We start from the raw sequence: 16,031 nt of genomic DNA on the forward strand, positions 1-16,031 counted from the left end.
AGTTGCGTTCTCGCCCCTCAGTACTGGCCCAGCACGGCCGTCCGGGCCGAAGCATAGGGTCCATAAACCTTGGACGTATCAACCTTCTGATCATAGAGAGCGACAGTTGCGGTCAGCATGCCCGTGACCATTACCATCCAGAGCACGTTAATCATCGTAATCTTGCCGGGCATTTTTAATCCTTCCGCGCCGCTCTAATGTATCGGTTGAATGAACGCATCCGTCTGTAAATGGTTCCGCCGGATGTTGATCGGGTGTTTACCAATGCCGATCTGAAGCGACCTTGAATGTCTCGTTCATCTGGCATTCAGATTCGCAGCTCGTTTTTCGCGCAGCCGACCCTGGATGCGCACGATCGCCGCGTGCTCGGCAAGCTCCGGCCGCACCCAGCTCATCTCGTATCGATCGGCGAAATAGCCATAGGCCATCTCGGCGGCGAGGGAGGAAACGACGGCAAGTGCAACAAGCACGATCAGCATGGATCTGGTCTTTCGGGGAGCGCCGGATGCCGGAATGGCATCGGCTGCTTTGATGATCGGAGTTAAACAGATCCTGTCTGAAACGGTCTTGAACGGGCCATTCATCCGTCGTTTAACCGCCCGGCGCATAACGTCCTTTTACGTGTCCGAAAAGACGCGCGGCGCTCTGGCCGGAGGTGGCCAAATCACTTGCGGCAAGGCAGCATCCGTGACAAAAGGCGTCAAACCAACGGTCGGGCCACATGACGACAGCTTTCTATCCTGGGTCCTTCGACCCGATCACCAATGGACATGTGGATGTTCTGGTCCAGGCGCTGAACGTCGCCGAAAAGGTGATCGTCGGGATCGGCATCCATCCCGGCAAGGCGCCGCTCTTCTCCTTCGAAGAGAGAGCCGAGCTGATCCGCCGTTCTCTGGCGCAAGCGCTGCCCGGCAAGGCCGGCGACATAACCGTCGTCGCCTTCGACAATCTTGTCGTCGATGCCGCTCGCACCCATGGCGCCACGCTGTTGATCCGCGGTCTTCGCGACGGCACCGATCTCGATTACGAAATGCAGATGGCCGGCATGAACCGGACGATGGCGCCCGATATTCAGACCATCTTTTTGCCGGCGGGCACTGCCTCGCGGCCCATTACCGCCACATTGGTCCGCCAGATCGCCGCCATGGGCGGCGATGTCAGCGCTTTCGTGCCGGCCGCCGTCTTGCAAGCCCTCACATCCAAGCGCCCAAACTAGCAAGCGCAAAGACCAGGCGGAACCCGCCGCAATGGAGCTCATATGAAACTCTTTTATCTCGCATTTGCCGGCGTGTTGTATCTCGCCTCCTTCGCGGGGGATGCTTTTGCCCAGTCGGCCGATCATTATCTCACCATCCAGCTGAAGAACGGCCCAGTCGTCATCCAGCTCATGCCTGAGGTGGCGCCGAAGCATGTCGCCCAGATTGAAGCACTGGCCAAGAAGGGCGAATATGACAACGTCGCCTTCCACCGCGTCATTGACGGCTTCATGGCTCAGACCGGCGACGTCAAATACGGCAACATGGAAAAGGGCTTCGATGCGAGCCTCGCCGGCACCGGCTCGTCGGATATGCCTGATATCCCGGCTGAATTCTCCAAGACCCCGTTCGTGCGCGGCACGGTCGGCATGGCCCGCTCGCAGGATCCGAATTCCGCCAATTCGCAGTTCTTCATCATGTTCGCCGAAGGCTCCTTCCTGAACGGTCAGTACACCGTCGTCGGCAAGGTTGTTTCCGGCATGGAGAACGTCGACAAGATCAAGAAGGGTGAAGGCCAGAACGGCGAAGTCAAAAGCCCAGACCGGATGATCAAGGTCACCCTGGGCAAGAAGTAAGTTACGAGAGAAACAAGAGGAGAAGGCAAATGGCCGAAATCAAGGATCCCGAAAACACCGTCATTCTGGAAACCACCAAGGGCAAGGTTGTCATTCAGCTTTTGCCGCAGGTCGCCCCGGAACATGTCGCCCGCATCAAGGAACTCGCTCGCGAGAAGGCCTATGACGGCGTCGTCTTCCACCGCGTCATCCAGGATTTCATGGCCCAGACGGGCGATGTCGAATTCGGCAAGAAGGGCTCGGAAACCTTCAATCCCGGCCGCGCCGGCATGGGTGGCTCTTCGAAGCCGGATCTGAAGGCCGAATTCTCCGCGACCACGCATACGCGCGGCACCTGCTCGATGGCCCGTTCGCAGAACCCGAACTCGGCCAATTCGCAGTTCTTCATCTGCTTCACCGACGCGCCCTGGCTGAACAAGCAGTATTCCGTCTGGGGCCAGGTCATCGAAGGCATGGACAACGTCGACAAGATCAAGCGCGGCGAGCCGGTTTCCGATCCGGACTCGATCGTCTCCATGCGGGTTGCCGCCGACGTCTGATTGTGATTTCTGCTGAAACCCGCCTTTGCGCATAGCTGCGCGGGGCGGGTTTCGCTTTGCCTGAAAGTGCCCCGATGCGCGTAGACCTTTTCGATTTCGATCTGCCGGATGAACGCATCGCGTTGAGGCCTGCCGAGCCGCGCGACAGCGCGCGCCTGCTCGCCGTTGATCCGAATGCGGAAAGCCACCTGTCGGATCATCGCGTCGGCGATCTCACCTCCTTCCTGCGGGCTGGCGATGCGCTGGTCTTCAACGATACCAAGGTCATTCCCGCCCAACTCGAGGGCATCCGCCATCGCGACGGCGCCGGCGGCCAGCAGGTGTCTGCCACACTGCACATGCGCACCGGCCCCAACCGCTGGAAGGCCTTTGCCAAGCCGGGCAAGCGGATCAAACAGGGCGACCGCATCTCCTTCGGCCATTCCGGCGAAAGCTGTTTCCTCGGTTCGCTCGATGCCACCGTCGAGGAAAAGGGCGAGGCCGGCGAGGTGACGCTACTGTTTGATCTCTCGGGCCCGGCGCTCGACGAGGCGATCGCCGCCGTCGGCCATATCCCGCTGCCACCCTATATCGCCGCCAAGCGCCCCGAGGATGAGCGCGACCGCGCCGATTACCAGACGATCTATGCTCGCGAGGAGGGCGCCGTTGCCGCCCCCACCGCCGGCCTGCATTTCACGCCTGCGCTGTTCGAAGCGCTCGACAAGGCCGGCATCGAACGCCATTTCGTCACGCTGCATGTCGGTGCCGGCACCTTCCTGCCGGTCAAGGCCGACGATACCGACGATCACAAGATGCATCTCGAAAGCGGCTATGTCAGCGCCGAGATCGCTGCCCGGCTGAATGCCGTGCGGGAAAGAGGCGGGCGCATCGTCTGTGTCGGCACGACCTCGTTACGGCTCGTCGAGAGCGCGGCCTATGAAGGCGGAGAGATCATGCCCTGGGCCGGCGCTACCGGCATCTTCATCACGCCCGGTTACCGCTTCAAGGCGGTTGACATGCTGATGACCAATTTTCATCTGCCTCGCTCGACGCTGTTCATGCTGGTCGCGGCCTTTGCCGGCTTCGAGACCATGCACGCGGCTTATAAACACGCCATTTCGACGGGCTACCGCTTCTACTCTTACGGCGACGCGAGCCTTCTTTTCCGGAAAGACAAATGACAGACAACTTCAAATTCACCCTGAAGATGACCGATGCCGGCGCCCGCCTCGGCCAGATTTCCATGCCGCGCGGCGAGATCCGCACGCCGGCCTTCATGCCTGTTGGTACCGTCGGCACGGTCAAGGCGATGTATCTCGACCAGGTGCGCGAGACCGGCGCCGACATCATCCTCGGCAATACCTATCACCTGATGCTGCGCCCGACGGCCGAGCGTGTCGCCCGCCTTGGCGGCCTGCATAAGCTCATTCGCTGGGAGCACCCGATCCTGACCGATTCCGGCGGCTTCCAGGTGATGTCGCTGTCCGGCCTGCGTAAGCTCGACGAACAGGGCGTTACGTTCAAGTCGCATGTCGACGGCAGCCTGCACCATATGTCGCCGGAACGCTCCATCGAAATCCAGGGGCTGCTCGGTTCCGACATCCAGATGCAGCTCGACGAATGCGTGGCGCTGCCGGCAGAGCCGAAGGAGATCGAGCGGGCCATGGAAATGTCGCTGCGCTGGGCCGAGCGCTGCAGGGTCGCCTTCGGCGAGCAGCCCGGCAAGGCGATGTTCGGCATCGTCCAGGGCGGCGATATCCCGGCACTGCGCATCCGCTCGGCCGAGGCGTTGAGCCAGCTCGACCTCAAAGGATATGCGATCGGCGGCCTTGCCGTTGGTGAGCCGCAGGACGTTATGCTGCAGATGCTGGAAACGACGCTGCCGGTCCTTCCTCTGGAAAAGCCGCGTTACCTCATGGGCGTCGGCACGCCTGACGATATCCTGAAATCGGTCGCGCGCGGCATCGACATGTTTGACTGCGTCATGCCGACCCGTTCCGGTCGTCACGGTCTGGCTTTTACCCGCCGCGGCAAGGTCAATATCCGCAATGCCCGCCATGCCGAGGATATGCGCCCGCTCGACGAACAGTCGAACTGCCCGGCCTCGCGCGATTATTCGCGTGCCTACCTGCACCATCTCGTCCGCTCCAACGAAGCGCTTGGTGGCATGCTCCTCTCCTGGAACAACCTCGCCTATTATCAGGAACTGATGCAGGGCATCCGCAAAGCGATCGCCGAAGGCCGATTCGCCGATTTCATGGCGGAAACGCAGGAGGAATGGGCGAGGGGCGATCTCGAACCAGTGTAAGTCTATTCCGCCCCCGCGTTGCTTACCGCAGGAACTGCGGACGCCGGGTTTGGCGCAACCATCATTTTAAGTTTTTTGCGCACTGGCTCGTCGAAGTGAATAGCGGCGATGCCAGCCACAATGAAAATTCCGACTACGACGACCATACCGGCTGCCGGAGAAGCAGGAAGGTCAAAGCCCTTTTGCCGCAGTGACTGCAGCAGACTGAAGATGGGGCTATGCAGGATATAAATCGGATAGGAAAGCCTCCCGAGCCAACGGAATACCAGCTCGACCAGGCCGGTCTGTCTCGTGCGCATCGCAAGCCAGACAATGGCCGGGAAGACCACGAGGCATATTAAAAAATCAAAATACGGGAAACCGAAGAATATGCGGGCTGGTATGTTGGTTATGAAGATCAGACAAGCACAGAGAAAAAGGCCTATAACGTTGCCGTTATTGGCTGTATTCGGTTTCTGGACCTCATATAACCTGTAAAGGCAGATTCCGAGCGAGAACGAGAACAGCACTCTTGAAAAGCCAAATCTGAAATCGCCCGCCTCGGGACCAATATCGAAATTACCTCCGACCAATGCCCCATAGATGGTGATGCCGGCCGCCGCCAGGGCGATGGCGAGCAAGCTTCTGAATGACAGTCGTATCAGAAGCATGGAGAACAGCACTCCGGCCCAGAGCTCGAAGAAGAGTGACCAGCTAGGCCCGTTGAAGGGAAAGATACCTTCCTGGCTTGCGCTTGGAATGAACAGGATTGCCCTCAGCAGAAGGTCCGCCAGGGTGGAGTAGTCCAACCCGTTTTTAAGTGCATAGCTGAAAAGGCCAATCGGAAGCGAAAGAAGATAAAGAGGATAAAGCCGAATGATACGCTGTAGGAGAAGCCCGGCGGGCGAAATCTGCCCTGTTATCAGTCGCTTCTCATATGAATTTGTAAGAACGACGCCGCTCAACAGAAAGAAGAAGTCAACGGCAAGGTAACTGATATTCGCCGGGATCGGACCCAGAGTACCACCCGTGTGGAGGAACATGACCATGATAGCCGCAATTCCTCGCAACGCCTCAAGAGCTGTAAAAAATTGCTTGCCAGCGTTCACCGCAACAACCCTCCGTTGGCACTTTGTTACTCCAGGAGGATTTCGAAATTGTTATTGCAACGAAACCGTGCGGTCGGTTGAGTTTCCACCGAAGAGTGGGAACAGCGCGTCAGATGCCCTTGCTGTCCGCATCGGGCATGATCTGCACGCCGTTGATCCTGTAGCCGCCGTCCGGTTGGCGGATGATCTGGTAGATCGCCGTCCAATCCTTGCCGTCGCGGCCTGAGATCAGCACCTCGTGATAGATCAGCGCGCCATTGTCGATCGAGCGGCTGCGTCCGAAGGCGTAATTGCCGGGGTGATAGACCGGCTCGTAGCTCTTTTTCACCATGGCGAAGAACAGGTTCTTGTCGGGATACAGTGCCCGGATGCCGGGGGCGGCGAAGGAATAGGCGGTCTCGGCATCGTCCTTGAGGAAGGCCTTGATCTGTTCCTCGATCATCGTCCGCGTCGTGTCGATCGGATCTTCGGCGCGGGCCGATATGGGGGAGAGGGCGGACGCGGCACACAGGATGAGAACTGCGAAGAAGGCGCGCATGGGGGATCTCCGGCTCTATCGGGGAACGACCTCCGATAGAGTAGAAGTGTAAGCGATTTCTAGCGCAAGGAAAGCGGACTTTACGACCAGCGGCGGAACAGGGCACTGGCATTCACCCCGCCGAAGCCGAAACCGTTGGTGATCGCATAGTCCATCACGACTGGCCGCGCCGTCTTGCCGACGATATCGATGCCGTCGGCGGCCGAATCAGCCTCATCGAGGTTGCGGGTCGGCGGCGCGATCTGGTCGCGCAGCGCCAGGATAGTGAAGATCGCTTCCAGCCCGCCGGCCGCTCCAAGCAGGTGGCCGGTCGCCGATTTCGTTGCGCTGACGGCAATGCCGCCATTGCGGCCGAAGACCGTGCCGATCGCCGCGATCTCGCCTCTGTCACCGACCGGTGTCGAGGTTGCATGTGCGTTCAGATGCCTGACCTCCGAAGCCGGGATCTTCGCCTGCCTGAGTGCTGCCTCCATCGCCCGGCGGGCGCCGTCGCCGTCTTCGGGGCCCGAGGTCATGTGGTAGGCGTCCGCCGCCGTGCCGTAGCCGACGAGTTCGGCGAGCGGCGTCGCACCGCGGGCAAGCGCGTGCTCCAGCGTCTCGATGACCAGGATGCCTGCGCCTTCACCCATGACGAAACCGTCGCGGGCCGTGTCGAAGGGCCGTGACGCCAGCTCCGGCGTCTCGTTGAAGCCGGTGGAAAGGGCACGGGCAGCGGCAAAGCCGCCGAGGCTCACCTTGTCGATGCATGCCTCGGCACCGCCGCAGATCGCCACATCCGCTTCACCGGAGCGGATCAGCCGTGCCGCATCGCCGATCGCCTGGACGCTGGCCGCACAGGCCGTCACCGGAGCACCCAGCGGCCCCTTGAAGCCGTAACGGATGCTGACCTGGCCAGCGGCAAGGTTGACGAGAAAAGAGGGCACAGTGAAAGGCGACAGTCGCCGCACGCCACGCGTTTCGCCGATCCGCACCGCCTCGGCGATCGCCGGAAAGCCGCCGACGCCCGACGCGATGATCGTTGCCGTGCGCTCGCGCTCGCCTTCGTCGGTCGGCATCCAGCCGGCCTGTTTTACCGCTTCCTCCGTCGCCGCCATGGCGAAGTGGATGAAGCGGTCCATCTTCTTCTGGTCCTTCGGCGTGATGTAACGGTCAGGATCAAAACCGGCCTCATCATCTTCCTCGATACCGGGAACGATGCCGCCAACCTTGGCCGAGAGCTCGCCCACGATATCCTCCGCCAGCACCCTCAGCCCGGAAACGCCGTCGAGAAGGCGCTTCCAGGCAGGTTCGACGCCGGTGCCGAGTGGCGAGACAAGTCCCATGCCGGTGACAACGATGCGATCCATTTCCTTTTCCTTTCTATGCGTCGATGCCGAGATACCAGGCGCGCATGCGGGCGATCCGCTCGTGCACCTCGTCATCGGCGGCGGGGCCTGCAAGCAGGCTGGTGTTTTCGGGTGTCAGTTGTTCGCCGGTTTGCGCATCGACCAGCACCGTCTGGCGCTCTTTACCGGAAGCGGCATCGCCCAGGAGGAAGGCGAGATCCTTTTCCGGGATGTGCCGGCTTCCCCAGGAAAACAGCGTCATCAGCACAGGAAAGAAGTCACGGCCCTTGTCCGTCAGCAGATATTCGTAGCGGGCAGGGCGCTGATGGTAGAGCCGCCGTTCGAACAGCCCCTTTTCCGTCAGATGTTTGAGCCGCCGCGTCAGGATGTTCGGCGCCACGCCGAGGCTTTTCTGGAATTCGTCGAAGCGCGAAAGCCCCTGGAAGGCGTCGCGCAGGATCAGCATGCTCCACCAGTCGCCAACGCTGTCGAGCGCGCGCGCCGCCGGGCATTTGAAATCGCTGAAGCTCGTCCGTTGCATGGCTGATGTCACTACAGCAGTGACTATCATTATGCAAGTTACTATCTGTTGTCGCCCTCGAAAATCCGGGCAAGCAGGATGCCGGTGACGAGCATGCCGACTGCCACGAAGATCGTGTCACCCGGCGTGCCGATATAGAGCGGCCCGACATTGGCAAAGAGCAGGAAGGCGACGAGGAAATTCGCCCAGCCCCAGACGACATTCGCCGTCGGCGAGCCGAGCTTTGGGCCTGGCGCGAAGGGGACGCGGAAGCGCCGGCCGCTGACCCCGGCGACGAAATGTGGGACGCCGTTGGTCAGAAATGCTGCGGCGATGAAATGGACGATATAGGCGATCCAGGGCAAAGGCTTCTCCGTTGCGGCACGAGTGGCATCAACGGAGAATGTGGCCAGGATGCAGGCTCCGGCAAGAGGCGGAGATGCGACCGCACGTCACCCTGTCGGCCCGCTGCCTGAAAGGCGACGGGCGACGGGGTCAGATAAGCATGAAGTCTTTGAAGTGAAGTGCTGCGGAATTATCGAGATCCGCGACATGGATGGCCACGCCCGCTGCGCTTCCATCCGCATCATAGGATAGAATGCCGCTCGCCTGATCGTAGATTAGCTTGTCATCAGCCTCGAGCGCTTTCCTTCCCAAAACGAAATTCTCATCCGAAAATCCGGATAGGCTAAGCTCGGCGAAAATCGAATGATCGAGCATCAGCTTGTCGCCGGCCGCGGAGGAAAAATCCCGGATCTTGTCGACGCTGGTATTGTCGGGCTTCACATCGAAGACGAAGGAATCGCCTCCGCTGCCGCCGGTCAGAACGTCAGCACCAGCCTTGCCGATCAGCTTGTCGTTTCCGAGCCCGCCGATCAATCGGTCGTTTCCTTTCCCGCCGTTGAGGGAATTGTTTCCGTCGTTGCCGGTGAGAATGTTGGCCGTATTGTTGCCCGTCGCGCTAAGATTGGCCGTCCCGGTCAAAGTGAGGTTTTCGATCGTTCCGACCGTATGCTTCTGATCGGCCAGGCTGAAGGAGATCGAAGCCTTGACGGTATCTGTTCCGCCGCCCCGGCTTTCGTCGACGATTTGATTTGCATTGGTCACGGTGAAAGTGTCGTTGCCGGTGCCGCCATAGAGATGGTTGGTGGCCGGCGGCGGTGTGCTGGCGCCGGTGCCTGCTACCTCGATGATCAAGGGATGGTCGACGACATCGAGCGTCAGCGACGACACGTTGCTGAGGCTTTTGACCGCCGTCGTTCCGGTCACCGGGTCGAAGACCTTAACAGAGCCAAACGAGGCCCCGAGATTGACTTTGACGGCTGTTGTCGTCGCCTGAATAGCCGTGTCGGAGGACTGGCTCCAGATATCGGGCTCGTTCCAGACGATGATCTGGTAGCTTCCGTCCGATTTTTCCGTCAGCAGGCTCCGGGCCGAGGACGGCAGGCCGTCGATCGAATGCATGAGGGTCCCCGCGCTGAAGCTTGCCTTCGCGGCGCCGTCATCCGCAAGGATTTCGGTCAGATTGTGGATCGCCGTCGCAGCCGGCTTGGCCGAATAGTCGAGATGAAAAAGGCCGAAATGCTTTTCCTGATTGGTGCCCTGCGGATCGGAATAGGCGTCCAGCAGCTCGTAGATGAACGTCTGTTTTGATCCGAGTGCGGCGCCGTCCATCAGCGTATTGAGCAGGAGCTTTGCCTGCGTCGCTTCACTGACGCCTTCCCAGCCGCCATTGGTGTCGGCGGTCAGCGAGGTGTGGTAGCCGGTTTCGGTGATCGCCAGCGGCTTGCCCGGATCGGCAGCGCGCTGCACGCCGGATTCTCGGGAGAGCCATGAATATGGCTGGTCGCCATCCTTCGCATAGGTGTGGATCGTCGTGTAGTCGGAGGCGGAAGCCACGGTATATCCGGTAAAGCCGAGAACGGGGATATTTTTCAGCAAGGGATCGGCGTTGACGTCGGCAGACAGGTCCTTCTGATAGGCGACTGCTGCGGCCTGGCCGCTCAGGCCGTGATAGCTGACTGGCCAGTTGTTGACTTCGTTCGGACCTTCGATACCGACGACCGATCCTAGATGGGCCTGCACGAAGGAATGCAGCCGCTGGGCGACAGTGGCGGGGTCGACTTCCCGCTGGGCGCTGAAGACGAATTGCACGCCGGCCTCGGCAGCATCGCCGAGATGCGTTTGGCCGTTGGGATCGGAAGCGGAGTTGGGGGCGTGATCGCGAACTGTATCAAGGCCAAGATAGTTGAGTGCTTTAACAACTTCTCCGACGTTGGAATATTTTCCATCCGTGTAGTCGATGTGCGTATCAATTCCAAAGGAACGAATAATATCGTTTATTCTAACGGCTTGAGCCATAGATTTTTCTCCCAGTTTACGAGGGAATCGGCGATGGGACTTTATCCCCATTTCTGATGCCAATTCGATTTACACGAGGAGGGTCGTGCGGCGCGGCCTCGTTAACCATGATATATTGTTCCGAATGTGGCCCGTTTCGGATTGTATTTATTATGAAATCTGCGCTTGCATTTTTTCGTTCGGCCGGCTGATCATGCGCGAGTGGGACGGCCCATAGGCAGAGTCTGGCGAAATCCGACATGGCCTGGAGGATCCGATGACCGTCAATGTTCAGTTCCGGTTTCGCAGCGGCTTGCCCTCGATGGCGTTCGACAATGTCCGTCTCCGCGGCAGTTGGGACGAGCAAGGCCGAGCCTCGAACGATTGGGCGTCTCACCCAATGCAGCGTTCTCGTGACGAGGATGGTTATGATGTTTTTGTCGCCCGCGTGCCCTTTCCCGATGGCGAGATCGGCACGCATTTTCGCTGGGGGAATCGAACTCGATCGGCCCGGCATTTCAGACCTGTGGGCGATCGCCGCCGAACTGGACGACGAGACCTCGACGCGTCGCGAGCGCTCCTTCGATCTCCAACGGGGGATAGCGCCGCAGACCTATATCTGACATGGATCGGCCGCCTGGGGGCGAACCGCGTTGAATGGCGCGACGGTGTCGACTGCATCCGCTTCTCGGTCTGGGCGCCGAACACCCGGGATGTCTTGCTCGTGCTCGCCGATCCGGCCGTCGGCTATGTCGCCGATGACGGCACCATAGCGCTCGCAACCATCGGGATGCGCAGGACCGTTGATGGATTCTGGAGCGTTGAAACCGGCGACGACGACGGACTTTCCGATTTCGACAGCGTGGCCTGCAAAGCTGTTCGGTCGTCTGCGACCCGAAGCGGGTGGTGCTACCGTCGAGGCGTTCTGGGCAAGGCGGCGGAAGAATCAGAGCCACGAAAGGAGTGTTGAATGCCGTGCTGCCGGCATCAGGCGTTCTGGTCTTTCGCAGGCTGTGACGCGTGCCACGGCCGGAACGGTCAGACAAAGCCGAGCGGCAGATTCTCGACTTTCCTGTCATTGCCGTAGTCGCGCTCATGCGGCGTGCGCCGGCGCCCTTCGCGGCGAGCGGAAAGATCGATGCGGTTTTCGGCAAAGATCCCATCGGGATAGGTGCCGGTATCATGGCAATCGGCGTCGATCTTGGGGGCAAGGATTTTCAGGATCATTGGGGTTCCTCCAGGCGCAGCATCAACATTTGGAAAGGTCGTCTGGTTCCGCTTATAAACCCCGAATTATTAATAAATTAACCATAAAGCTTAAGAGCAAAGGGCGCCGCCGCATTCGATCCGTCAGTCTCGCAAAGGTGACATTTAGTGGACGATTGATGACGAAGACATCGACGCCAGCATCCCCTCGGTCGCCCGGATCAGCCGCGCCGTGCGCGCCATCACCTCGGTTCCAGCCTCCGTCTCGGCAATCGCGGTTGCCATACCGTCCAGTCCGTCCGCCACCTGGATCAGTTTCGGCAGCATATCGGCTCGTCCGACCGCCTCAGTCGATCTGGCGAGCTTACGCAGCGCCTCTGAATAGCTCGATATCAAAGCGAGTTTCTGGTCTGCGGGAATAATAGAGAACGAGCGTTTCTCGGAAGGCGACAGCGGCGATTTCGGCATGGATGCGACCTATTGAACTGCCAATGAACTCGCATGGCCGCTTTTTGTTCCGAGCTGGCCCATTGTCCCGGGCCTGTCGCCTTGCCTCGAAATGGCGTTGCCGTGGAACTCCGGACCTGGATCGCCGTTGAGGTGCATGAACATAGGAGGTTCCCATGCAGCTGATCGATACTCGGGTGACACAGGCCGGCGACATCTTCACCGTCGAATTCCTGGGCGAGGGAGGAGAATCGATTTCTGTCAAAATCGACAACTCCCATGGCGAACTCGACGATACGACGGCGGTCGAGCACGCCAAGGTCATGATGGTTCAGCTGACCGCCTTTGCCGGCAGCGAAGCAGATGGCAGCATCAACCGCTACGATGCCTTGAGCAACGGCAATTTCGACGAAGGCAGCAAAGGCTTGATCGGTCAGCCGAGTGCGCGTTCGACCGGTGACAGGCAAACGCTGGAAGAGGAACTCGATGAAGGCCTCGAGGACAGCTTTCCTGCAAGCGATCCTGTCTCGGCAACGGTGTCGTCCATTCCCGCCAGCGCGCCACGGCACTGATTGCAACGCAATCTTAATTCCAAATGCAGGCGAAGGCTGCCCCGGTTCCCGTGGGCAGCCTTTTGCTCGACAGCGACGAGGCAAAGACCGGATTGGTGATGTTCGGGATTAGCACAACAACCACGGGCCTGCGTCCGAGCCGCCATCCTGCCCTGAACGCGACCTGCTCCAATGTCGCCATCGAAAACGCCTCCTGGTGACAGCATCGAGGTGAATCCTTTAGGCAGGCAGGTTCGATGACAATGGTCTGACACCCGAGCATGATGTCGAAAAGTGTGAGCGGTTTTCGGACGACATCATGCTCTAACTCTTTAATGGAGAACAGGATTCAGATTTTAGGCCGACCGGGCCTAAAATCATCGTGTTCTAGGCAGAGTTATCGACTTCTTATTTATTCATAAACATGGAAGTTGCTGAGGAATGCAACCTGTGGAATAGTCAGGTTGACGCCATCTCCCCTCTTCATTCTCATCACCTGGACAAGAATGTCTCACAAAAAAATGGAATGCTCCACGGCGTGGTGGTTTTTTGCGACGGTCTCCCTTGTCGCAAACTTCGCGTTACCAGCCTATGCGGACACCTCGTCCGTGCCCTGGCCACAAACGCAAAGCGACATGCAAGCCGAGTCCGACGTGCATTTTGGCACGCTCGCCAACGGTATGCGGTTTGCGATCATGCGCAATGTCACGCCGCCCGGACAGGCAGCGATCCGCTTTCGCATTGGCTCCGGTTCGCTCGACGAAAACGACGACCAGCAGGGCCTGGCGCATGTTCTTGAGCACATGGCCTTCAAGGGTTCGACACATGTCGCCGAAGGGGAGATGATCCGTATCTTGCAGCGCAAGGGCTTGGCCTTTGGACCGGACACCAATGCCCATACCTCCTATGACGAGACCGTCTATGCGCTCGATCTGCCCGAGGTCGATGCAGACACAATTTCGACGGGCCTGATGCTGATGCGAGAAACGGCGAGCGAGCTGACCCTCGATGCCGGCGCCTTCGATCGCGAACGCGGTGTCATCCTGTCGGAGGAGCGGCTGCGCGACACGCCGCAGTATCGCGCGTCACTCGGAGTCATGAATTCGCTGCTCGCCGGCCAGCGCGCGACCATGCGCGCGCCGATAGGTAAAGCCGACATCATCAGCAATGCGCCCGTGGACCTCGTCCGTGATTATTACGGGGCCAATTACCGACCCGATCGGGCAACGCTGATAGTGGTGGGCGATATCGACCCCGCCGCCATGGAAGTCGAAATCCGGCAGCGCTTCGGCGACTGGAAGGCCGTGGGTCCGGCGCCGACAAAAGCGGATCTTGGCGCGCTGGAGACGAAAGGCGAAAGCGCCGAGGTCATCGTCGTTCCCGGCGGCATGACCAGCATACAGATCGCCTGGACGCGTCCCTATGACGCCGCGCCTGACACCTTCGCCAAGCGCCGCGCTGGGCTTATTGAGGATCTCGGTTTCCTGGTGCTCAAACGTCGGGTGAGCGCCATCGCCAGCAAGGCGGATGCCCCTTTCATCAGTGCGGACGTCGGCTCCCAGGATCTCCTCGATTCCGCCCATGTCGTCCTGATCGCGGCGAACTCCGAGCCGGACAAATGGCAGGCGGCGCTCACGGCCATTGACCAGGAACAGCGCCGGATCCAGGAGTTCGGCGTTGCGCAGGCGGAGATCGATGCGAAATTCGCGAATATCGCTCGGCCCTGCAAGCTGCTGCGGCCGGAGCCGCGACGCGGATGACCACCGACATTGCTTCCATGCTGGCTCGCAGCGTCGATGACGATCAAGTCTTCACCTCGCCCGCCGAAGACCTCTCTATGTTCGAGACGATGACGAACGGCGTCACGGCGGACGAGGTCAATCGGGCCTTGCAGCGTGCTTTCTCCGGCAACGGTCCGCAGGTCGTGCTACAGGCGGACCAATCACCTGAGGGTGGAGCCGACACGGTTCGGCAAGTCTATGACGCTTCAAATGCCATTGCCGTCTCGGCACCATCAGGTGCAACTGACGTCGCCTGGCCTTACACCCATTTCGGCGAACCGGGCGCTGTGGTCGAACGCCGTGCGGTTGAAGATCTCGGCTTGACCATGGTGCGCTTTTCCAACGGCATTCGGCTTACCGTCAAGCCAACCAGGCTGCGTGCCAACGAAGTGCTGGTACGCGAAGATATCGGCCGCGGTCGGCTGGACCTGCCGCACGACCGTTCCGCTGCGATCTGGGCATCTCCGGCCGTCGTGCTGTCTGGCGTAAAGGCCATGGATTACCAGGATATACAGAAAGCGCTGACCGCCAACATTGTCGGCGTCGACTTCTCGGTCGGCGACAGTTCCTTCAGATTCGACGGTCGTACACGGACTGAAGATCTTGCGACGCAGCTGCAGCTGATGAGCGCATACACCTCCGATCCAGCCTATCGCCCCGAGGCGTTCAAGCGCGTGCAGCAGGCCTATTTGAGCGGCCTCGATCAGTACAACGCGTCGCCCGGCGGCGTTTTCAGCCGCGATTTCGCAGGTCTCGTGCATTCCGGCGACCCGCGCTGGACCTTCCCCGACCGCGCGCAGTTGTCCGCCGCCAAGCCAGACGAATTCGAGGCGCTGTTCCGGCCCATGGTTTCCAATGGCCCCATCGACATCACCATCGTCGGCGACGTAACAGTGGACGACGCAATCCGCCTGACGGCTGAAACCTTTGGCGCTTTGCCGCCGCGCCCGGAGACGGCGTCAAGCAACGATCGGGACGACGTGCATTTTCCGGCGACGACCGAGAAGCCCGTTTTGCAGACCCATAGCGGTAGGGCAGATAATGCCGCCGCCGCCGTAGGGGCTTCCATCGGAGATTTGCTCTCCGATCTGCCGCGGTCCTTCACCGCCAATATTGCCACCCAGATTTTCCAAAACAGGTTGATCGACCAGTTTCGCATTGCAGAAGGAGCAAGTTATGCCCTGCAGGGCGATGTTGAGCTTTCAAGGGAAGTTCGCGGCTACGGCTACGCATATTTCTACGTCGAGACCGACCCGGCAAAGGTTGCGCGCTTCTATGCACTTGTCGACGAGACCGCCAATGATCTGCGGTCGCATGACGTTTCCGAAGACGAGCTCGCGCGCGCCCGGGAACCCATCATCGAGACATTGAAGCGTCAGCAGCAGAGCAACGAATATTGGATCGCATCCCTGCACCACGCTCAGACGGATTCGCGTCGTTTGGACCGGATACGCGATAGTCTCAGCGGCTACGGCAGGGTCACCGCCGGTGATATCCGCGCCTTTGCCGCGGCCTATTTGAGCCCGGAAAAATTCTGGAAATTCGAAGTGCTGCCGGCGGTGGTACGATAGAGGTGGT

General features: G+C 59.9%; 17 protein-coding genes and 2 pseudogenes. 8 read left to right on the forward strand and 11 right to left on the reverse strand.

What is annotated here, in order from left to right; translation table 11 throughout:
- Positions 1 to 17: 17 nt before the first annotated feature.
- Positions 18 to 173 (reverse strand): hypothetical protein, encoded by a 156-nt coding sequence (locus AC245Y_RS10245; protein WP_003539654.1) that lies wholly within the window; start codon positions 171 to 173, stop codon positions 18 to 20.
- Between the two features lie 123 nt (positions 174 to 296).
- Positions 297 to 584 carry a hypothetical protein gene (locus tag AC245Y_RS10250; RefSeq protein WP_017994063.1) on the reverse strand — a complete coding sequence of 96 codons (288 nt, stop codon included), beginning with the start codon at positions 582 to 584 and terminating at the stop codon, positions 297 to 299.
- A gap of 137 nt (positions 585 to 721) precedes the next feature.
- On the opposite strand from AC245Y_RS10250, the gene coaD reads away from it, so the two are divergent.
- The 5 genes from coaD to tgt all read left to right on the forward strand — a co-directional run bounded on the left by coaD (position 722) and on the right by tgt (position 4,657).
- Positions 722 to 1,216: a pantetheine-phosphate adenylyltransferase gene (gene coaD, locus AC245Y_RS10255; RefSeq protein ID WP_017994064.1), complete on the forward strand. Its 495-nt coding sequence runs from the start codon at positions 722 to 724 to the stop codon at positions 1,214 to 1,216.
- Positions 1,217 to 1,258: 42 nt separating this feature from the next.
- Entirely contained in the window at positions 1,259 to 1,831 is a 573-nt protein-coding gene (locus AC245Y_RS10260) for a peptidylprolyl isomerase (RefSeq protein ID WP_012757447.1), read from the forward strand.
- A gap of 29 nt (positions 1,832 to 1,860) precedes the next feature.
- Positions 1,861 to 2,370 (forward strand): peptidylprolyl isomerase, encoded by a 510-nt coding sequence (locus AC245Y_RS10265; RefSeq protein ID WP_003559389.1) that lies wholly within the window; start codon positions 1,861 to 1,863, stop codon positions 2,368 to 2,370.
- Positions 2,371 to 2,444: 74 nt separating this feature from the next.
- Positions 2,445 to 3,530 carry a tRNA preQ1(34) S-adenosylmethionine ribosyltransferase-isomerase QueA gene (gene queA, locus AC245Y_RS10270; RefSeq protein WP_017994065.1) on the forward strand — a complete coding sequence of 362 codons (1,086 nt, stop codon included), beginning with the start codon at positions 2,445 to 2,447 and terminating at the stop codon, positions 3,528 to 3,530.
- A complete protein-coding gene (gene tgt / locus AC245Y_RS10275; protein ID WP_017994066.1) occupies positions 3,527 to 4,657 on the forward strand; it encodes a tRNA guanosine(34) transglycosylase Tgt in 1,131 nt (376 codons plus the stop codon). The genes queA and tgt overlap by 4 nt, the downstream gene beginning before the upstream one ends.
- Before the next feature lie 2 nt (positions 4,658 to 4,659).
- On the opposite strand, the gene AC245Y_RS10280 is transcribed toward tgt, so the two are convergent.
- From AC245Y_RS10280 to AC245Y_RS10305, 6 genes are all read right to left on the reverse strand, one after another.
- On the reverse strand, positions 4,660 to 5,745 hold the full coding sequence (locus AC245Y_RS10280) for an acyltransferase family protein (RefSeq protein WP_017994067.1): 1,086 nt from the start codon (positions 5,743 to 5,745) through the stop codon (positions 4,660 to 4,662).
- A 109-nt stretch (positions 5,746 to 5,854) separates the two neighbouring features.
- A complete protein-coding gene (locus tag AC245Y_RS10285) occupies positions 5,855 to 6,283 on the reverse strand; it encodes a DUF4864 domain-containing protein (RefSeq protein WP_017994068.1) in 429 nt (142 codons plus the stop codon).
- 80 nt (positions 6,284 to 6,363) lie between these two features.
- Entirely contained in the window at positions 6,364 to 7,629 is a 1,266-nt protein-coding gene (gene fabF, locus AC245Y_RS10290) for a beta-ketoacyl-ACP synthase II (RefSeq protein ID WP_017994069.1), read from the reverse strand.
- Between the two features lie 13 nt (positions 7,630 to 7,642).
- Positions 7,643 to 8,149 carry a winged helix-turn-helix transcriptional regulator gene (locus AC245Y_RS10295; RefSeq protein WP_017994070.1) on the reverse strand — a complete coding sequence of 169 codons (507 nt, stop codon included), beginning with the start codon at positions 8,147 to 8,149 and terminating at the stop codon, positions 7,643 to 7,645.
- A gap of 41 nt (positions 8,150 to 8,190) precedes the next feature.
- Positions 8,191 to 8,493, reverse strand: coding sequence for a hypothetical protein (locus AC245Y_RS10300; RefSeq protein WP_017994071.1), 303 nt, complete (start codon positions 8,491 to 8,493; stop codon positions 8,191 to 8,193).
- Between the two features lie 130 nt (positions 8,494 to 8,623).
- Positions 8,624 to 10,489, reverse strand: coding sequence for a calcium-binding protein (locus tag AC245Y_RS10305; protein ID WP_017994072.1), 1,866 nt, complete (start codon positions 10,487 to 10,489; stop codon positions 8,624 to 8,626).
- 256 nt (positions 10,490 to 10,745) lie between these two features.
- On the opposite strand from AC245Y_RS10305, the gene AC245Y_RS10310 reads away from it, so the two are divergent.
- A complete protein-coding gene (locus AC245Y_RS10310; protein ID WP_245274016.1) occupies positions 10,746 to 11,438 on the forward strand; it encodes an early set domain-containing protein in 693 nt (230 codons plus the stop codon).
- 68 nt (positions 11,439 to 11,506) lie between these two features.
- On the opposite strand, the gene AC245Y_RS10315 is transcribed toward AC245Y_RS10310, so the two are convergent.
- Entirely contained in the window at positions 11,507 to 11,695 is a 189-nt protein-coding gene (locus tag AC245Y_RS10315; protein ID WP_012757457.1) for a hypothetical protein, read from the reverse strand.
- 144 nt (positions 11,696 to 11,839) lie between these two features.
- Positions 11,840 to 12,142: a hypothetical protein gene (locus AC245Y_RS10320; RefSeq protein WP_012757458.1), complete on the reverse strand. Its 303-nt coding sequence runs from the start codon at positions 12,140 to 12,142 to the stop codon at positions 11,840 to 11,842.
- 155 nt (positions 12,143 to 12,297) lie between these two features.
- Here AC245Y_RS10320 and AC245Y_RS10325 point away from each other — a divergent pair, with 155 nt between their 5' ends.
- Positions 12,298 to 12,693: a hypothetical protein gene (locus tag AC245Y_RS10325; RefSeq protein ID WP_017994076.1), complete on the forward strand. Its 396-nt coding sequence runs from the start codon at positions 12,298 to 12,300 to the stop codon at positions 12,691 to 12,693.
- Between the two features lie 28 nt (positions 12,694 to 12,721).
- Here the strand turns inward: AC245Y_RS10325 and AC245Y_RS10330 are convergent.
- A pseudogene (locus AC245Y_RS10330) lies at positions 12,722 to 12,874 on the reverse strand (transcriptional regulator); the annotation flags it as partial.
- A 304-nt stretch (positions 12,875 to 13,178) separates the two neighbouring features.
- Between AC245Y_RS10330 and AC245Y_RS10335 the strand changes: the two are divergent.
- Positions 13,179 to 16,024 (forward strand): annotated as a pseudogene (locus tag AC245Y_RS10335) (M16 family metallopeptidase).
- The last annotated feature ends 7 nt before the right edge of the window (positions 16,025 to 16,031 follow it).

Source organism: Rhizobium sp. SRDI943 (assembly GCF_057653695.1).